We start from the raw sequence: 16638 nt of genomic DNA on the forward strand, positions 1-16638 counted from the left end.
CGGTTCAGCCGGCCCGGGTGGCACCTACCCCGGGCCGGTGACGACGCCGTGCTCCCAGGCCCAGGCGGCGATCTCGACGCGGTTGCGCAGGCCGAGTTTCGTCTGGATGCCCGACACGTGGCTCTTGACGGTGCTCAGTGAGATGAACAGCTCCGCGGCGACCTCCAGGTTGGTGCGCCCCCGGGCGATCTCGCGGACCACCTCCGTCTCCCGGTCCGTCAGCGGCCGCGCGGCGGGTGACGGCGACGCCGGCACCGCCATGCGGCGCAGCAGCCGCACCGTCACCGACGGGGAGATGAGCGCGTCGCCGGCGTGCGCGGCGCGGACCGCCTCGACCAGCAGCGCCGGCCCGGCGTCCTTGAGCAGGAACCCGACGGCACCGCCGCGCAGCGCGCCGTAGACGTATTCGTCGAGGTCGAACGTGGTGACCACGATGACCCGCAGCGGGTCCGGCACGCCGGGGCCGGCGAGCGCCCGGGTCACCTCGAGGCCGCCGGCGCCCGGCATCCGGATGTCCACCAGGGACACGTCGGGTCGCAGCCGGCGGGCGAGGTCCAGGGCCGTGACACCGTCGGCGGCCTCCGCGACCACGGTGATGTCGGGCTGGTCCTCCAGGATGAGCCGCAGCCCGCCGCGGACCATCGCCTGGTCGTCGGCGATCAGCACCCGGATCGTCATCGCGCCACCGGGTCCCGCCCGGGCAGCGGCAGCGACCCGTGCACCTGCCAGCCGCCGCCGGGGCGCGGCCCCGCCGACAGGGTGCCGCCGAGCGCCTCGACCCGCTCCCGCATGCCGGCGATCCCGTATCCACCGTGGACACCGGGCAGGGCGCCGTCGCCGTCGTCGGCGACGAGGAACGTCACCGTCCGGTCCACTTCGGACACTGCGACGCTGACGCTGCCGGCGTGCGTGGCGTGGCGGGCCACGTTGGTCAGCGACTCCTGCACGACCCGGTGGACCGCACCGGCCACCTCGGCCGGCCACCGGTCCTCGTGCGGCGGCAGTTGCAGGTGTACGGCCGGCCCGACCCGCTCGAACCGGCTGACGAGGTCGGCGATCCGCTCCGGCCCCGCCGCCACGCCCCACGCGCCGGTGCCCGCGCCCTCGTCGTCGCGCAGCAGCCCGACGACCCGGCGGACCGCGGCGAGCGCCTCGGCGCCGGCGGCCTCGATCCCGGCGAACGCCTCCCCGCCTTCGCCGGGTCCTTGCGGGCGACCAGCTGCGCCGCCTGCGCCTGCACGACGATGCCGGTGACGTGGTGGGCGACGACGTCGTGCAGCTCCCGGGCGATGGTGAGCCGCTCGTCGCGGCGCACCGCCTCCACCGCGGCGAGCCGCCGCGCGTCGAGCAGCCGCAGCGCCCCACCGGTGAGCACGCCACCGGCCCAGGCGAGCACGCCGAACACGGTGACGGCGAACGCGCCGGACCAGCCGGGACGGGTGAACGCGCCGGCCGCGACGACCGCCAGGCCGGCCGCGGCGACGGCGGCGACCGTGCGCACTGGCGCGACCCGCGTCACGGACCCGATGAGCACGGCGAGGGCGAGCGCGGTCGCCGGCGCCGGCTCGGCGGGCAGCCCCGCCGCCTGCGCGACCACCACGGCGGCCGCCGCGACGGCGAGCCCCGCCAGCGCCGCCCGCAGCCGGCCGCCCCGGCTCCGGAGCAGGGCGGCCGCGCTGGTGAGGATCCCGGCGGCAGCGCCCGGCAGGAAGTAGGCGCCGCCCCAGCTGGCCGCGATCGCGACCGCCGTGCCGGCCACGACGGTGGCGAGCGCGACGGCGAGCCCGAGGTTCCCGACGAATCTCACGCCACCAGGGTACGAGCGTCATGATCCTCGGCGGACCGGTCAGAAGTACGGTCGCGGTGCCCCGTCGCAGGACCGATGTGCGCGGCGGGCGGGCTGCCGACGATGGGCGCATGGCCACTTCCGTCACCACACCGGCCCTCGCGACCGAGGGCCTCACCAGACGCTACGGGCGCCGGGTCGCGCTCGCCGACTGCACGCTGCGGATCCCGCCCGGCCGGGTCGCCGGGCTCGTCGGGCCCAACGGCGCCGGCAAGTCGACGCTGCTGCAGCTCGCCTGCGGGCTGATCGCGCCGACGTCGGGGACCGTGTCGGTGCTCGGCGCCAGGCCCGGCACACGGCTGGCGCGGGTCGGGTTCGTCGCCCAGGACACGCCGGTGTACGCGGCGTTGACCGTCGCGGAGCACCTGCGGCTCGGCGCCCGCCTCAACCCCGGCTGGGACGCCACGTTCGCCGCGCGCCGGGTCGCGGCGCTGGGCCTGGACCCGCGCCAGCGGGCGGGCCGGCTCTCCGGCGGGCAGCGCGCCCAGCTGGCGCTGACCGTCGCCACCGCGAAACGGCCCGAGCTGCTCATCCTCGACGAGCCGGTCGCCGCCCTCGATCCCCTGGCCCGGGAGCAGTTCCTGCGCACGCTGATCGAGTCGGTGACGGAGCTCGGCGCGACCGCGGTGCTGTCCTCGCACCTGCTGTCGGACGTCGAGCGGGTCTGCGACCACCTGGTCGTGCTCGCCGGCGGGCGGGTCCAGCTCGCCGGGGACGTCACCGCGCTGCTGGACGCCCACCACCGGGCGGAATCGCCACCACCGGGCGCGGACGTCGTGCACGGTGGGGTCGTGCGCGGGCCGGGCGCGGCGCCCGTCCAGCTGGAGGAGCTCGTCCTGGCCTACCTGCACCGTGGCGCCGTCGCGGGCGGTGCGCGATGACGTGGCTCGCCTGGCGGCAGATCCGCACCCAGCTGCTGGTGACCGGTGCCGCCCTCGCGGTGCTCGCCGTCTACCTGGTCGTGCTCGGCGTCCAGATCCGCGAAGAGCACCACGACGCGGTCGCATCGGGCTCCCTGCGGGAGTTCCAGGCTCGGTACCAGGCACGGCTGTACCTGCTCGACGCGCTGCTGCTGGTGACCCCCGCGCTGCTCGGCATGTTCTGGGGTGCGCCGCTGGTCGCGCGGGAGCTGGAGAGCGGCACGCACCGCCTGGTGTGGAACCAGAGCGTGTCCCGGCGCCGCTGGCTGCTCGTGCGGCTCGCCGTCGTGTGCGCCGCCGCCGCGGCGCTCACCGGGCTGTTCAGCCTCCTGCTGACGTGGGCCGCCAGCCCGTACGACGCGGTCGCCGCCGACCGGTTCACCGCCCTGCTGTTCGGCACCCGCAACCTCGCGCCGGTCGCCTACACCTGCTGCGCCGTCGTGCTCGGCGCCCTCATCGGGCTGCTGCTGCGCCGGACCGTGCCGGCGATGGCGTTGACGGCGCTGCTGTTCGCCGCCGTCCAGGTCGCCGTGCCGAGCGTGGTCCGGCCGCACCTCAGCACGCCGGTGCACGGGTCGCAGGCCATGTCCGCCGAGGTCATCCGCAACCTCAGCTTCCTCGGCGCGGAGGCGGACGTGGAGGGCCTCAGCGCGCCGAACGCCTGGGTGGTGTCCACCAGCAGGCTGCTGACCGCCGACGGCCGCACGGTGGACCTCGACCGGTACCACGGCTGCCTCTCCGGGCAGTTCGACGTGATGGCGCAGTGCGTGGCCGCCCTGGACCTGCACGTCGACGTCGCCTACCACCCGGGCGGGCACTACTGGCGGTTCCAGTGGCTGGAGTCGCTGCTGTTCCTCGCCTCGGCCCTCGCCCTGGCCGGCGTGGCGCTGTGGCGGATCAGGGTCGCCTGAGGGCGTCGTAGGCTGGGGCGATGGACGAGGCACGGGTGGACGCCTATCTCGACCGGATCGGCGTGCCCCGGCCCGCCGCCGCCGACCTCGCGACGCTGCGCACGCTGCAGCGGGCGCACCTGGCCACGGTGCCGTTCGAGAACCTCAGCGTCCACCTGGGCGAGAAGATCGTGCTGCAGCCCGCCGCGCTCGTCGCGAAGGTCGTCGACCGGCGGCGCGGCGGCTTCTGCTACGAGCTCAACGGCGCCTTCGCGGCGCTGCTCACCGCCCTGGGCTACGAGGTGACCCTGCACTCCTGCCGGGTGTGGACCGGCCGGCGGTTCGGCGTGCCCCTGGACCACATGGCGGTGCGGGTGCAGCTGGACGCCCCGTACCTCGTCGACGTCGGGTTCGGCAAGTTCGCGCACCACCCGCTGCGGATGGACGTCACCGACGCGCAGCCCGACCCGGGCGGCGTCTACGAGGTGCTGCCGCAGGGGCCCGACCTCGCGGTCCGGGGCGACGGCACCTGGGAGTACCTGCTCGACCAGCGCCCCTACGAGCTGCTGGACTTCACGCCGCTGTGCTGGTGGCACCGCACGTCGCCGGAGTCGCACTTCACCCGGAAGCTGACCTGCTCGATCGTCACCGGCACCGGCCGGGTCACGCTCAGCGGCCGGACGCTCATCACGACGGCGGGCGCCGAGCGTACCGAACGCATCCTGGACGACGCGGAGATCCTTGCCGTCTACCACGACGCGTTCGGCATCGCACTGGACGCCGTCCCGGCCGCTCAGGTCGAAGGCGCGACGGCCTGAGCCGTGACCGGCCGGTGTTCACGCAGCAGCAGGAACGCCGTCGCACCCGCGGCGAGGTAGAGGGCCGCCTGGAGGTTCAGCATGGGCATGATGCCGATCCGGTCGGCGAGCAGACCGGCCGCCAGCATCCCCACGCCGCTGCTGCCCTCGTAGATCGCGCCGAACACCCCGAAGGCCCTCCCCCGCACCTGATCCGTGGTCTCCTGCTGCAGCAGGCTGATCAGCCCGGTGAGCATGGCGATGCCGGGCGCACCGACCACAATGAACAGTCCGATGTAGACGGGCAGCGCGGTGGTCAGCGCCGGCCCGTTCCACACGACCACCGAGATCAGGCCGAAGGCGGCGGACCCCGCGGCGATGAGCGTGGCCGGGCCCGGGGTGCGCCGCCCGGTGGCCAGCAGCAGGCCGACCCCGATCGAGCCGATCGCCTGGACGCCACGCAGCAGGCCGGTCTCCGCGGCGCCGCCGCCGAGCTCGCGGACCACCCACACCACGAACAGCACGACGAAGATGCCCTGGGCGCAGCCCGCCAGGACCGCGACCGTCAGCCCGGCCCTGATCCGGCGGCCGGCGAAGACGCGCTGCCGCCCCGCCGCTGCCTGTGCCTGTGCCTGTGCGGCGTCGTCCCGGTCGCCGGTACCGGCGGCGATGCTCGCGATCAGGGCGGCCGCGGCGACGAACGTGACCAGGTCGACCGCGACAATCAGGGGCAGGCCGCTCACCACCAGCAGCAGCCCGCCGAGCGCCCCGCCGGCGAGCCGGCCCAGGTTCTGGTTCAGCCCGATGAGGGAGTTGGCCGGCACCAGCTGCTCCGCCGGGACCAGCGTCGGCAGCAGCGCGTTCTTCGCCGGGCCGAACAGCGTCAGCATGGCCGCCTCCACGGCGATCACGGCGTACAGGACCGGCAGGTCGGCGCGGTCCTGCACGAGCAGCAGCGGCAGCAGCGCGACCGCCTGGACCAGCGTGATGCCGACCAGCAGCCGCCGCCGGTCCCAGCGGTCGGCGAGGTGCCCGGCGACCGGCCCGAGCAGGACCGCCGGGGCCAGCTCGACCAGGAACGCGAACGACGTCTGCAGCGGCGAGCCGGTCAGCTGGAACACCAGGATCGGCAGGCTGACCAGCAGCAGCCAGTCGCCGCTGTCGGAGATGAGCCCGGCCAGCCACAGCCGGCGGAAGTCACGATGCGCCAGCGGACCCTGCTTCATGGGACGTCCCTTCGCTGTCGATGTCTGTGTCGATGCCTGTGTCTGTTTCGGTGTCTGTTTCGGTGTCTGTTTCGGTGTCGTCGAGAGGGAACCCGTGGAAGCCGAAGTGCACCGCCCCGGCATCGGCGGGCGCGTCGTCGCGGGTCGCCCCGATGTACGGGCGGATCAGCGCGTCGATCCGGTCGCCGAGGGTGCGCAGCTCGTCGGGGGTGAGCCGCAGCGTGTACAGCCCGTACTGCTCGGCGTCGCGCCACTGCGCCGGCGACCGGTCACGCCGGGCCAGGCGCTCGCGGACCAGGCGCTGGTCGCGCTGGATCGACAGGGCCGCGATCACGGCCACCTGCCGGCCGTCCGGCGAGTCGGGGTCGGCGTCGGGCGGCACCGAGAAGCCGGTGACCAGCGCCCGCCACGGCCGCTCCCGCCCGTCGGCCGAGTCCTCCGGCGCGACGAGGCCCGCCTTGGCCAGCGCGCGCAGGTGGTAGCTGCAGTTGGACGGGGTGTCGCCGACGGCCCGCGCGCACTGCGACGCGGTCGCGGGACCGGCGGCGATGAGATGGTTCAGCAGTTCGTAGCGCACCGGATGAGCGAGGGCCCGCAGCGCCTCCGGCTCGGTGATCGTGCGTCGTGCTTCCCGCCCCATGCCCGCGCCCTCCACGAAACTCTAAAAGTCTCTTTCAGACTGCCACACGTCCGGGCAGATGTAAAAGTGTCTTTTAGATCTGACATCCGCTGATGAGGACAGAAGCTGTCCGCATCCGTTGGCATCCTCGGGTGCAGGGGGCAAACGCCCGCAGTCGACGCTGAGGAGTCCGATTCATGAGCACCGACATCACGCCGTTCCGGATCGACGTCGACCAGGCGGACCTCGACGACCTGCGCCGCCGGCTCGCCGGGGTCCGCTGGCCCGTTCAGGTGCCCGGCACCGGCTGGAGCCGCGGCGTACCGGTCGAGTACCTCAGGGACCTCGTGGAGCACTGGGCGACGAAGTTCGACTGGCGCGCCGTCGAAGAGCGCATCAACCGGCACCCGCAGTACACCACCCGCATCGACGACCACGAGCTGCACTTCCTGCACGTCCGCTCGCCGCACGAGGGGGCGCTGCCACTGCTGCTGGCGCACGGCTGGCCCGGCTCATTCGCCGAGTTCCTCCAGGTCATCGAGCCGCTGACCAACCCCGCCGACCGGGCCGACGCGTTCCACCTGGTGATCCCGTCGCACCCGAACTTCGGCTTCAGCGGACCGGCGGGCGCCGGCTGGGACTCCCGGCGCATCGCGGGCGCCTACGCGCAGCTGATGGCCCGCCTCGGCTACGACCGGTACGGCGCGCAGGGCGGCGACTTCGGTGCCTTCATCGCGCCCGACCTCGGCCGGGTCGACCCCGGGCACGTCGTCGGCGTGCACGTCAACGCCGCCACGGTCGGGTTCATCCCGTTCGGCGACCTGCCCGAGGGCACCGTCCTCACCGACGCCGAGCAGGTCCGCCTCGACCGGATGCACCGGTACCTCGCCGAGGGCAACGGCTACTTCCAGATCCAGGCGAGCCGCCCGCACACGCTCGGTTTCGCCCTCGCCGACTCCCCCGCCGGGCAGCTGGCCTGGATCGGCGAGAAGTTCCACGACTGGGCCAATCCGGCCGGTTCGATCGACGCCGATCACGTGCTCACCCACGCGACCCTGTACTGGCTCACCAACACCGGCGCGTCCTCGGCCCAGATGTACTACGAGTCCATGCACACCCGGCACTGGCCCACCCCGTCCACGGTGCCGACCGGCGTGGCCAACTTCGCCGAGGACATCGCGATCCGCCGGTTCGCCGAGCCGCTGAACACCATCACCCACTGGGCCGAGTACGACCGCGGCGGCCACTTCGCCGCCCTCGAGGTCCCGGACCTGTTCACCGCCGACGTCCGCACGTTCTTCCGCACCGTGCGCTGACCTCGCCCCACCGCCGTGGCATGCTCGGCGGCCATGAGCACGTTCGCCGACCTGGGTGTACCGGTGCCGCTGTTCCTGGGCCCGCACCGGTACGCCGAGGGCGCCACCGACGGCCGCCGCTGCGTGCTGTGCGACCGGCGCGGCGTCTGCCTCCCGCTCGACGACGTCATGGTCCCCTGCGACGCCTGCGGCGGGCAGACCCGCGTCCGGACCCGCCGCCGCTCGGACACCTGCCACCGCTGCGCCGCGCCGGTCACCCTCCCGTTCGCTTCCGGCGTGCCGTTGCCGCTGCGCGGCTGCGTGGCGTGCCTGCGTGCGGGCCGGTGGGCGCAGTCCCACGTCACCGAGGCCGGCGTGATCGACGCGGAGCTCCTCCGCACCCCCCGGTACGCGACCTTCCAGGGCGAGCGCTGGTTGTTCTGCCACGACCTGCCCATGGTGTACCTCGGTGAATGGACCCGCCCGGACTTCGAATCCGCCCGGCCCGGCGCCGGCTACGACCTGTTCGCCGAGATCATCCGCGACGTCGACCCGGCCACCATCGCCGACGCGTGGGAGCACGGCCTGACCCTCCACCACGGTGAGCCCGACCTGCGCGTGTACGTGTTCCGCTGCCGGCACTGCGCCACCCTGCGCACCCACAGCGACTGCGGCTGAGACCTCACTGCTGCCACTCCCGGAGCACCTCGACCGCCACCTTGGTGTGGGTGTGCTCGGGCCCGAGGATCCGGCGCGAGTCGACCACCACCTGCCGCTGGACCTCGACCGCCTCATCGGTGCGGCCGGCCTGCCAGTACGACGCCGCCAGATTCGCGGACACCGCCAGCGTGTCCGGATGATCCGCACCGAACAGACGCGACGTGTCGGCCGCGACCCGCTCCTCCAACTCGATCGCCTCATCCGTGCGGCCGGCCTGCCAGTACGACGCGGCCAGGTTCGCGCACGCCGCCACCGTGTCCGGATGGTCCGCGCCGAAGCGGCGGCTGATGTCGGTGAGGAGTGCCTCCTCGATCGCGATCGCGTCCAGGAGACGGTCCGCCTGCGCGTACGAGGTGGCCAGGTCCGCCCGGACGGCCAACGCGTCGGGGTGCCGCGGGCCGTAGCCGGCGACGACGCTCTCCTGCAGCGCGATCGCCTCGGTGGTGCGGCCGGCCTGCTGGTAGGCCCGTGCGAGACCGCCGCGCGCCGCAAGGGTCGCCGGATTCCGGGCACCCCGGGCGCGTTCCGCACCGGCGACGAGGTGCTGCCATCGCGTCGCGGCGGCGGTCCGCTGGCCGACGTCCTGCAGGCTGGTCGCCGCGCGGCACTGCAGCCGGTACCCGTCGCCGTGCCAGCCGCGGTCACCGGCGAGGCCGCCCAACGTGTCCGCGTTCGCCCTCAGCGCGGCGGCCCGTTCCCGTCGACATGATCCGTCTCCGGCCAGAGTTCGAGCAGTGCCCGCGTCGCGGCGCCGACCGCACCGGGCACAGCGGCAGGTGCGGCCTCCCGGACGGCCCTCGCGGTCAACGCGTGCGTGCGCACGGTGGCTCCGTCGTTCGTCAGCAGCCCGTACCGGTGCAGCACCGCAAGGGTGGCGCGCACCTGGTCGCCGTCCGCCTTCCTGCTCAGCAGGCGGCGCCGCATCGGCCAGGTCCGGTGGCGCGTCAGGTGCGCGGCGATCGCCGGGTGCGCCCACAACTCGACCGGGTGACCGGCCGGGTCCAGGACCGACACCAGCCGCAGCGCCGCTGCGACGAACCCGTTGGGGTCCGCGTCGACCGCGGCGTCGATCGTGAGCAGCAGCGTGTGTGGCACGTGCCGGCCGTAGCCGTCGGCGTCCGCGTTCGGCGGCAGCAGCGCATCGAGGCGGACGGTCGTGTCGGACAGCAGCCGCCGGTACCGGGCGCCGGTCACCGCCTCGTTGATCAGATATCCCGCGGCGTGCGACAGGGCGAGCGGCAGGTGGCCCAGATCCTCGGCGACCCCGTCGAGCGCGTCGTCGATCAGGTCCGCCCTGCCCGCCTCACGCAACCGGCTCCGGAGGTAGTCGCGCGACTCGCCCGGACGGAACACGTCCATCGTGACCACGGTCCGGCCGCTGCCGGACAGGGCCGCGTCATCCTGACGCCGGGTCGTCGCCAGCACCCGCCCGGATCCGTTGCTGCCCGCCGGCCACCACCCGGCCAGCTGCGCCACGTCGGTGACGTCGTCGAGGACCACCAGCCAGCGGCGGTCCGTGGTGGCCAGCCAGTCCAGGAACGCGGCGGCGTCGCGCTCCTGGTCGCCGTCGGCGCTCACGCCCGGAACGCGGATCCGGCCGGCGGCCTCGGCGTACCCGTCGACCACGGTGTCCACCCGGCGCCCGTCGATCCACAGCACCAGATCCAGCCCGGACGCGGCCGCCTCGGCGCAGCACCAGGCGGCGAGCTGCGACTTGCCGACGCCGCCACCACCGGACAGCACCAAGGTCGGGGTACCTCGTCCGCCGTCAATGTCCATGATCGCCGGCGCTTCGGCCCTCGGCTGGAACGCCGACGCCTGAAGCGGGATCCGGCCGATCCGCATCGGCCAGGTCACCGAAGCCGGCGGCAATTCGAAGACATTGATCTGCGTGTTGCCCGGCGCCAAGTTGACCTGGATGCCCTGCGCATTCGAGAACGACATCGGCACCGACACGCCGTCCACACACCACCTTCGGGTCAGCGACCTCGACCGTGGGCACGAGTGTGACATACTCGCCGCCATGGGCCGACGCGACTTCCGCATGCGGGGGTTCCGCGTGTTGGTCGCCCTGTTGATCTCTTTCTTCGCCGGCTTGCGGTCCCGTGTGGCGCGCCTACGCCACAGCAATGACATGCCGCCGGTGCACCCGGCGCTCGTGCCGGTCGCCGTTGCCGCCGGCTTCAGCCTCAGCGCCGCCGGCGAGGCGGACACGTCCGCATCGGTCGACGTCGCCATCGCCGCTGCGCTGCTGTTGGCGGGCGCGGCCACCTACCGGTTCCCCGGTTTTCTGCACAAGGGGGGTGATGCGGCCTTCAAGAAAAAACATAAACACATACAGCGCCGCTTGTAGCTCGCCGTCGTGCAGTCGAACGTGCCCAAGAACGGGATCCTTGTCATGTGACAATGGATCCTTCTTCATTTGGCGCCGAGGAGGCGGGGAATGCCGATTCTGACTCCCATTCGGTGCCGGACCGCCCGAGTACCTGATAAGGCCCAGATCGACGCGTTCGGCACGTCTCCGCGGTGAGCACGGCAGGGAATCAGCCGACCAGCGCCGAGCCGCCGCCGCAGGTGTCCATCACCGCGAGCCAAGGTGTTCAGGTCGGCGATCACTCCACAATGAACAACCTGGGTGTGGACGCTGCGACACTGCCGGTGCAACGCGTCGCCGAGGGCACGTTCGTGCACAACCTACCTATCGCGTCCGGGGTGTTCGTCGGCCGTGACCTGGCCATGCTGGACAGGCTGCTGCATGACGGCAGCGCCGGTGTGGTCGTCGGGCAGGCCGCGGTGCACGGTCTCGGCGGGGTCGGCAAGACCGAGCTGGTGGTCCACTACGCCCGCGCCCACATCTCGCGGTATCGGCTGGTGTGGTGGGTGACGGCCGACACCGCTGAAAACGTCAACCTCGGCCTGGCCGCGCTGACCAGCCGGCTGCACCCGGTCGCGACGCTCGCCGACGCGCAGGCGTGGGCGGTGGGCTGGTTGCAGTCCAACACCGGCTGGCTGCTCGTCCTGGACAACGTGGAGAACGTCGAGGACATCACCGGTCTGCTGGGGCAGATCGCCGGCCGCGGGCACGTGGTGGTGACCACCCGCCGCGATCTGGGCAAGGCACGCTGGACCCGGCTGCGACTGTCCCCGCTCCAGCTCGGCGTCCTCGACCGCGCCGCCAGCATCGAACTGCTCACCGAACTCACCGGCCTCCACGACGATCACAGCGCGGACCGGCTCGCCGCCGACCTCGGCGACCTGCCGCTGGCCCTCGAGCAGGCCGCCGCCTACATCAGCCAGCACCGCCACCTCACGTTCGACACGTACCGCACCCAGCTGACGGCGCAGTTCGCGCAGCTCGCCGCCAACGGCGGGGAAGGCGGCGACGCGCACCGCACCATCGCCTCGGTCTGGCAGATCACCATGACCGCCATCCACACCAGATCACCGCTCGCCGGCGTCGTGATGGCCGTTTTGGCCTGGCTCGCCCCCGACGACATCCCCGAAGACCTGCTCCAGCCGCTCGCCGACAACCAGACCGACGTCGGCGACGCGGTCGCTCTGCTCGCCTCCTACAACATGATCACCTGCAATGCCGACACGATCAGCATGCACCGGCTCGTCCAAGCCGTCACCCGCACCAACACAGCGGTCCCCGAGGCCGGCGATCCCATCACCGGCCACGTCGGACGGCTCCTCGCCGCGGCGATCCCGGACGACCCGATCAACAAGTACAGCGGCTGGCCCCGCTGGAACACGCTCCTGCCCCACTTCGACGCGTTCCTGGCTCACCTGCCCGCCGGACACGACAACTCGACCTCGATCGTCCTCGGCAACCACGCCGCCACCTACCGCCAGCATCAGGGACAGATCAGCGCCGCCATCACGCAGTTCGAGCACACCGTCGCCGACGCCCGGCGCATCCTCGGCGACGACCACCCCGACACCCTGGCAAGCCGCAACAACCTCGCCGTCGCCCACCGGGTGGCGGGCCGTCTGGCCGAGGCGGTCGAGCTGTACGAACAGGTCCTCACCGACCGCCGCCGGATCCTCGGCGACGACCACCCCCACACCCTGACCACCCGCAACAACCTCGCCCGCGCCTACGCCACGGCGGGGCGCGTCACCGCGGCGATCGAGCTGTATGAACGGGTCCTTGCCGACCGCCGCCGGATCCTGGGCAACGACCACCCCCACACCCTCACCACCCGTAACAACCTCGCGCTCGCCTACGCGACGGCCGGCCGCATCGCCGCGGCGATCGAACTGTACGAACAGGTCCTTGCCGACCGCCGCCGGATCCTGGGCAACGACCACCCCCACACCCTCACCACCCGCAACTACCTCGCGCTCGCCTACGCCACGGCCGGCCGCATCGCCGCAGCCATCGAACTGTACGAACAGGTCCTTGCCGACCGCCGCCGGATCCTCGACAACGACCACCCCGACACCCTGACCACCCGTGACAATCTCGCCAGCGCCAACCTCACGGCGGGCCGGGTCACCGAAGCCATCCGGTCGTATGAAGCGGTCCTCACCGACTCTCAGCGCATCCTCGGCGACGACCACCCTGACACCCTGACGACCCGCAACAACCTGGCGCTCGCCTACGCCACGGCCGGCCGCGTCGCCGAGGCGATCGAGCTGCACGAGCAGGTCCTCACCGATCGCCGGCCCATGCTGGGCAGCGATCATCCCGACACCTTGGCCACCCGCAACAACCTCGCCCGCGCCTACGCCCTGGTCGGCCGCATCACTGAAGCCATCGAACTGCACCAACAGGTCCTCACCGACCGCCGCCGGATCCTCGGCGACGACCACCCCCACACCCTGAGCACCCGCAACAGCCTCGCCCGTGCGTACGCCTTGGCCGGCCGCGTCACCGAAGCCATCGAACTGCACCAACAGGTCCTCACCGACCGCCGCCGGATCCTCGGCGACGACCATCCGCATACCCTGACCACCCGCAACTACCTCGCGCTCGCCTACGCCACCGCCGGCCGCATCACCGAAGCCGCCGAGTTGCACGAGCGGGTCCTCACCGACTCCCAGCGCGTCCTCGGCAATGACCATCCCGACACTCTGGCCGCCCGCAGCCACCTCGCAGTCGCCTGTGCCGCGGCGGGCCGCATCACCGAGGCGATCGAGCTGCACGAACAGGTCCTCACCGACCGCCACCGAGTCCTCGACTACGACCACCCTGACACCGCCGACACCCGCAACAACCTCGCTGCGCTGCGCGCAAGGATGCAGCAGATCACCGCGCCACCGGCAGGCACCTGAAGCAGGGCGCCGCCTCCAGTGTTTCCGCGTTCCGACCGTGTTTCCGCGTTCCGATCGCCGGTTCCCGTGACCGACGGCCTACCGCACCTGCGGAGCGCCGATCTTCACCACGGTCTTTGCGTGCAGGGTCGGGGCGTAGCCGATCGCCACACCGACACCGTGGACGATCGTCAAGCGGGAGCCGCTCGACCGGACCGTCAGACGCTGCCGGCGCGCCGCCCACGCGACGATTTCGGCCTCTGACACGAGCTCGGCAGGATCGACGCCGGCCGCCACCTCGGCGACGACGTCAGGGAGGCGTTGCCTGGCGCCGTCCGCTTCGGGAGAGTTGGACAGGCACAGCGCCAGTACCGCCCGGAGCCGCGCATTCCGCAGCAGGACTGCCAGGCGGACGGGGCAGCTTTCCATGGTCTGCCGGTACGTGTTGCTGACCCGGTTCTGGTCACCGACCGAGACGCCGACGCAGTTCCAGACGTCGATGACGGAACCCTCGGTCAGGGTGCTCGACCCGACCGGCAACGCACCGCCGGCCCACTCGTACCCCCAGTGCGAGTGACCGAAGACGGGCCCGTCCGGCCCGATCTCCAACAGTTCGGCGATCTCGACGACCGGGTGCTCGACCTCGCACAGATGCACGACGTCCACCTCGTTGTCGGCACCGATGGTCACGCCCATCGACTTGCGGACCTCGACGGCCGACATGGCGCGGCGCTCGACGGGCCCGTCGAGCGTACCGTCGGCAGCGGGTGCGACCAGGATCTTCGGCGCGCCGTGGCGCTCGACCTGATTGGCCACCTCGCACAGGTCGCGCACCCAGTCGTTCAGCCCATCGAGCCGCTCGGCGCACCGCTCATCGCCGGTGATGTCGCGGAGCACCCCAGCGACGGCGCCGACGCAAGCAGCGGTGTCCGTCCAGTCGAGCCCCTCCAGCCGGTCGACCAGACCGCGATTCTTGCGCACCTCCGCCAGCTGGCGAACCTGCTCCACCAGCCGCTTGACCTCGGGCGGGACCAGCCGCGTCGGTGCGGTATCGCGCACCGCCTGACGCAGGACGTCCATCGCGAGCGTCCGGTGCTCCTTCACCAGCCCGGGCTCAGGATGCCAGCGGGGAGCCGGAGCCGGCCTGTCGAACCGGTCACGGTCGACCGTCGCCGGCCGATCACGGATCTCGTCCAGCTTGCCCGCGAGTTCGGGCGACGTGACCACCACATCGACCGCGTGTGACGGCTCGCCCGCTGCGTGCACAGGTTCATCGACCAACCGCAGGGCCGGCTCGGCCGGGGCCTCCGGCTCGACATCGTCCACCACGACCGCAGACTCCACGACCGGAACGTCCGGCACGACATCGTCCACCACGACCGCAGACTCCACGACCGGAACGTCCGGCACGACATCGTCCACCACGACCGCAGACTCCACGACCGGAACGTCCGGCACGACATCGTCCACCACGACCGCAGACTCCACGACCGGAACGTCCGGCACGACATCGTCCACCACGACCGCAGACTCCACGACCGGAACGTCCGGCACGACATCGTCCACCACGACCGCAGACTCCACGACCGGAACGTCCGGCACGACATCGTCCACCACGACCGCAGACTCCACGACCGGAACGTCCGGCACGACATCGTCCACCGCAGCCGCTGATCCCGCGGGCCGCCGGTCAAGAACCTCCTCCGGCTCCTCCGCGTCCTCGACCACCGTGACCCGCTGGGCTTCGATGACCTTCGCATCCGGGTCGTCACCGACATCCTGGACGCCGACCGGGACCGGGAGACGGACGGGGGGCAGCGGATACAGCAGGTGTGTGGCGGGCCCGGCCGCGTCAACATCAGACCTGGTGGCGGCAAGAAGACGAGCCCAATGTCGCGGCAGCGGCACACTGTCAGCGTCGCGGTAAGGCGGCGCGTGTCGCAGCGCATCGCCGGCCATGGCCAGCCACGCACCGCCGGATGGCACGTCCGGCACGTCCGGCTCGCTTGGTAGCTCTGGGACCGACGCGGATCGGGGCATGTCACGCATGGCCAGCTCCCACGATGCGTTGACAGACGAGTGCCCCATTGTCGCCTTGACCGGCCGGGCGCGCCGTCAACTACCGGACTCGCCGCCGTCGGAGGATCGCCGCGCACGAGCGGTCCCCCGACGACGGCGGCGCCGGCGCCAGTGGTGGTGGGTTGGTCAGGCCTGGGGGTTGAACGGGATCGCGGCGGGCTTGGAGGCGGTGAGGAGCGACTCGAACGAGCCGTTCTTGATTTTGATGGTGGCCGAGCCGAAGTCGGCGGTCATCAGCCGATCGCGCAGGGCCGTGGTGGGCCAGCCGTTCCAGTCGACCAGCGGCGGATAGCGCCACAGGTGGTAGTGGTTCTCCGGCGGGTCGTCGTTGGAGTTGGCGAGCCGGAAGAAGTGCGTGGACACGCCGTCCTTGTGGTACACGGTCTTGGGGTGGCTGCCGTCGAACCGGACCTGCGAGCGCGGGTACGTCACCTGGCTGCTGTGCTGCGTCGTGGTCACGTACTCGACCTGGTTGCTCGCCTGGTTGACCCAGGAGATGACGTGCTCCCAGTCGTGCCGGTGGCCGCCGAGGCTGATGCCGGGCAGCGCCTGGTCCTTCTCGAAGTAGCTGGCGTAGACGATCGCGCACCAGCCGTTGTTGCACTTCGACCGGGCGTACGTCTGGGTCCTGTCCAGGTCGGACTGGTCCCGGCAGTTGCCGTTGAGGGCGCCGGTGGGGTTCAGTCCGGGGTTGAGGGTGCCGGCCGGGCTGATGGCCGCGACGGCGTAGCAGCCGTCGGTGTCGTAGTCGTACGCGGGTGAGAACGACTGCTCATAGCCGCCGGCGTTCTGCGGCAGGTTGGGCAGCGAATCGGCGAACGCCGCCGTCGCGGGCAGCATGACGCCGAGCGCGGCCAGGACGGCCACGGTCCATGACACGGCCCGGCGGCGCCTCGGTGCGGCAACTGGTGGCGATGACACGTGTTCCAACGCATGCCTCTCGTTGATCGACACTCGTGGGCCGCCCCGATCGGCGGCCCACACGAA

Annotated in this window: 16 protein-coding genes; 7 read left to right on the plus strand and 9 right to left on the minus strand. The window is 72.2% G+C overall.

Annotated elements, in window-relative coordinates; all coding sequences use genetic code 11:
- Positions 1-24 precede the first annotated feature (24 nt).
- The 3 genes from OHA72_RS51120 to OHA72_RS51130 are packed head-to-tail and all read right to left on the minus strand — an operon-like array spanning position 25 to position 1807.
- Positions 25-678, minus strand: a complete 654-nt coding sequence (locus tag OHA72_RS51120) for a response regulator (RefSeq protein ID WP_327003352.1) — start codon at positions 676-678, stop codon at positions 25-27.
- Positions 675-947, minus strand: coding sequence for a sensor histidine kinase (locus OHA72_RS51125; protein ID WP_327003353.1), 273 nt, complete (start codon positions 945-947; stop codon positions 675-677). Before OHA72_RS51125 ends, OHA72_RS51120 begins: the two co-directional genes overlap by 4 nt.
- Positions 932-1807 carry a histidine kinase gene (locus tag OHA72_RS51130; protein ID WP_327003354.1) on the minus strand — a complete coding sequence of 292 codons (876 nt, stop codon included), beginning with the start codon at positions 1805-1807 and terminating at the stop codon, positions 932-934. The genes OHA72_RS51125 and OHA72_RS51130 overlap by 16 nt, the downstream gene beginning before the upstream one ends.
- A 110-nt stretch (positions 1808-1917) precedes the next feature.
- Between OHA72_RS51130 and OHA72_RS51135 the strand changes: the two genes are divergently transcribed.
- Genes OHA72_RS51135 through OHA72_RS51145 form a run of 3 tightly spaced genes read left to right on the plus strand, consistent with a single transcriptional unit; the run spans position 1918 to position 4474 of the window.
- The gene (locus OHA72_RS51135; protein WP_327003355.1) at positions 1918-2727 is read left to right on the plus strand and encodes an ABC transporter ATP-binding protein; all 810 of its coding nucleotides are present in this window, start codon (positions 1918-1920) and stop codon (positions 2725-2727) included.
- Complete coding sequence (locus tag OHA72_RS51140) at positions 2724-3677, plus strand: ABC-2 membrane transporter-related protein (RefSeq protein WP_327003356.1); 954 nt, start codon at positions 2724-2726, stop codon at positions 3675-3677. The genes OHA72_RS51135 and OHA72_RS51140 overlap by 4 nt, the downstream gene beginning before the upstream one ends.
- Positions 3678-3697: 20 nt before the next feature.
- On the plus strand, positions 3698-4474 hold the full coding sequence (locus OHA72_RS51145; RefSeq protein WP_327003357.1) for an arylamine N-acetyltransferase family protein: 777 nt from the start codon (positions 3698-3700) through the stop codon (positions 4472-4474).
- On the opposite strand, the gene OHA72_RS51150 is transcribed toward OHA72_RS51145, so the two are convergent.
- Both OHA72_RS51150 and OHA72_RS51155 read right to left on the minus strand, forming a co-directional pair.
- Complete coding sequence (locus tag OHA72_RS51150) at positions 4450-5679, minus strand: MFS transporter (protein WP_327003358.1); 1230 nt, start codon at positions 5677-5679, stop codon at positions 4450-4452. The two genes, OHA72_RS51145 and OHA72_RS51150, sit on opposite strands and share 25 nt — an antisense overlap.
- On the minus strand, positions 5651-6319 hold the full coding sequence (locus tag OHA72_RS51155) for an ArsR/SmtB family transcription factor (RefSeq protein WP_327003359.1): 669 nt from the start codon (positions 6317-6319) through the stop codon (positions 5651-5653). Before OHA72_RS51155 ends, OHA72_RS51150 begins: the two co-directional genes overlap by 29 nt.
- Before the next feature lie 176 nt (positions 6320-6495).
- Between OHA72_RS51155 and OHA72_RS51160 the strand changes: the two genes are divergently transcribed.
- Positions 6496-7614 (plus strand): epoxide hydrolase family protein, encoded by a 1119-nt coding sequence (locus OHA72_RS51160; protein ID WP_327003360.1) that lies wholly within the window; start codon positions 6496-6498, stop codon positions 7612-7614.
- A gap of 33 nt (positions 7615-7647) precedes the next feature.
- Positions 7648-8271, plus strand: coding sequence for a CbrC family protein (locus tag OHA72_RS51165; RefSeq protein WP_327003361.1), 624 nt, complete (start codon positions 7648-7650; stop codon positions 8269-8271).
- Between the two features lie 4 nt (positions 8272-8275).
- Here the strand turns inward: OHA72_RS51165 and OHA72_RS51170 are convergent, their stop codons facing one another.
- Positions 8276-8974 (minus strand): tetratricopeptide repeat protein, encoded by a 699-nt coding sequence (locus OHA72_RS51170; RefSeq protein WP_327003362.1) that lies wholly within the window; start codon positions 8972-8974, stop codon positions 8276-8278.
- Between the two features lie 17 nt (positions 8975-8991).
- Positions 8992-10278 carry an NB-ARC domain-containing protein gene (locus tag OHA72_RS51175; protein WP_327003363.1) on the minus strand — a complete coding sequence of 429 codons (1287 nt, stop codon included), beginning with the start codon at positions 10276-10278 and terminating at the stop codon, positions 8992-8994.
- A gap of 58 nt (positions 10279-10336) precedes the next feature.
- On the opposite strand from OHA72_RS51175, the gene OHA72_RS51180 reads away from it, so the two are divergent.
- Together OHA72_RS51180 and OHA72_RS51185 are read left to right on the plus strand one after the other, a co-directional pair.
- Positions 10337-10666, plus strand: coding sequence for a hypothetical protein (locus tag OHA72_RS51180; protein WP_327003364.1), 330 nt, complete (start codon positions 10337-10339; stop codon positions 10664-10666).
- 173 nt (positions 10667-10839) lie between these two features.
- Positions 10840-13593 carry a tetratricopeptide repeat protein gene (locus OHA72_RS51185; RefSeq protein ID WP_327003365.1) on the plus strand — a complete coding sequence of 918 codons (2754 nt, stop codon included), beginning with the start codon at positions 10840-10842 and terminating at the stop codon, positions 13591-13593.
- A gap of 78 nt (positions 13594-13671) precedes the next feature.
- On the opposite strand, the gene OHA72_RS51190 is transcribed toward OHA72_RS51185, so the two are convergent.
- Complete coding sequence (locus OHA72_RS51190) at positions 13672-15567, minus strand: hypothetical protein (protein WP_327003366.1); 1896 nt, start codon at positions 15565-15567, stop codon at positions 13672-13674.
- Between the two features lie 210 nt (positions 15568-15777).
- Positions 15778-16530 carry an NPP1 family protein gene (locus OHA72_RS51195; protein WP_327003367.1) on the minus strand — a complete coding sequence of 251 codons (753 nt, stop codon included), beginning with the start codon at positions 16528-16530 and terminating at the stop codon, positions 15778-15780.
- Between the last annotated feature and the right edge of the window lie 108 nt (positions 16531-16638).

The sequence above is a fragment of the Dactylosporangium sp. NBC_01737 genome (genome assembly GCF_035963215.1).
Taxonomy (GTDB): Bacteria; Actinomycetota; Actinomycetes; order Mycobacteriales; family Micromonosporaceae; genus Dactylosporangium.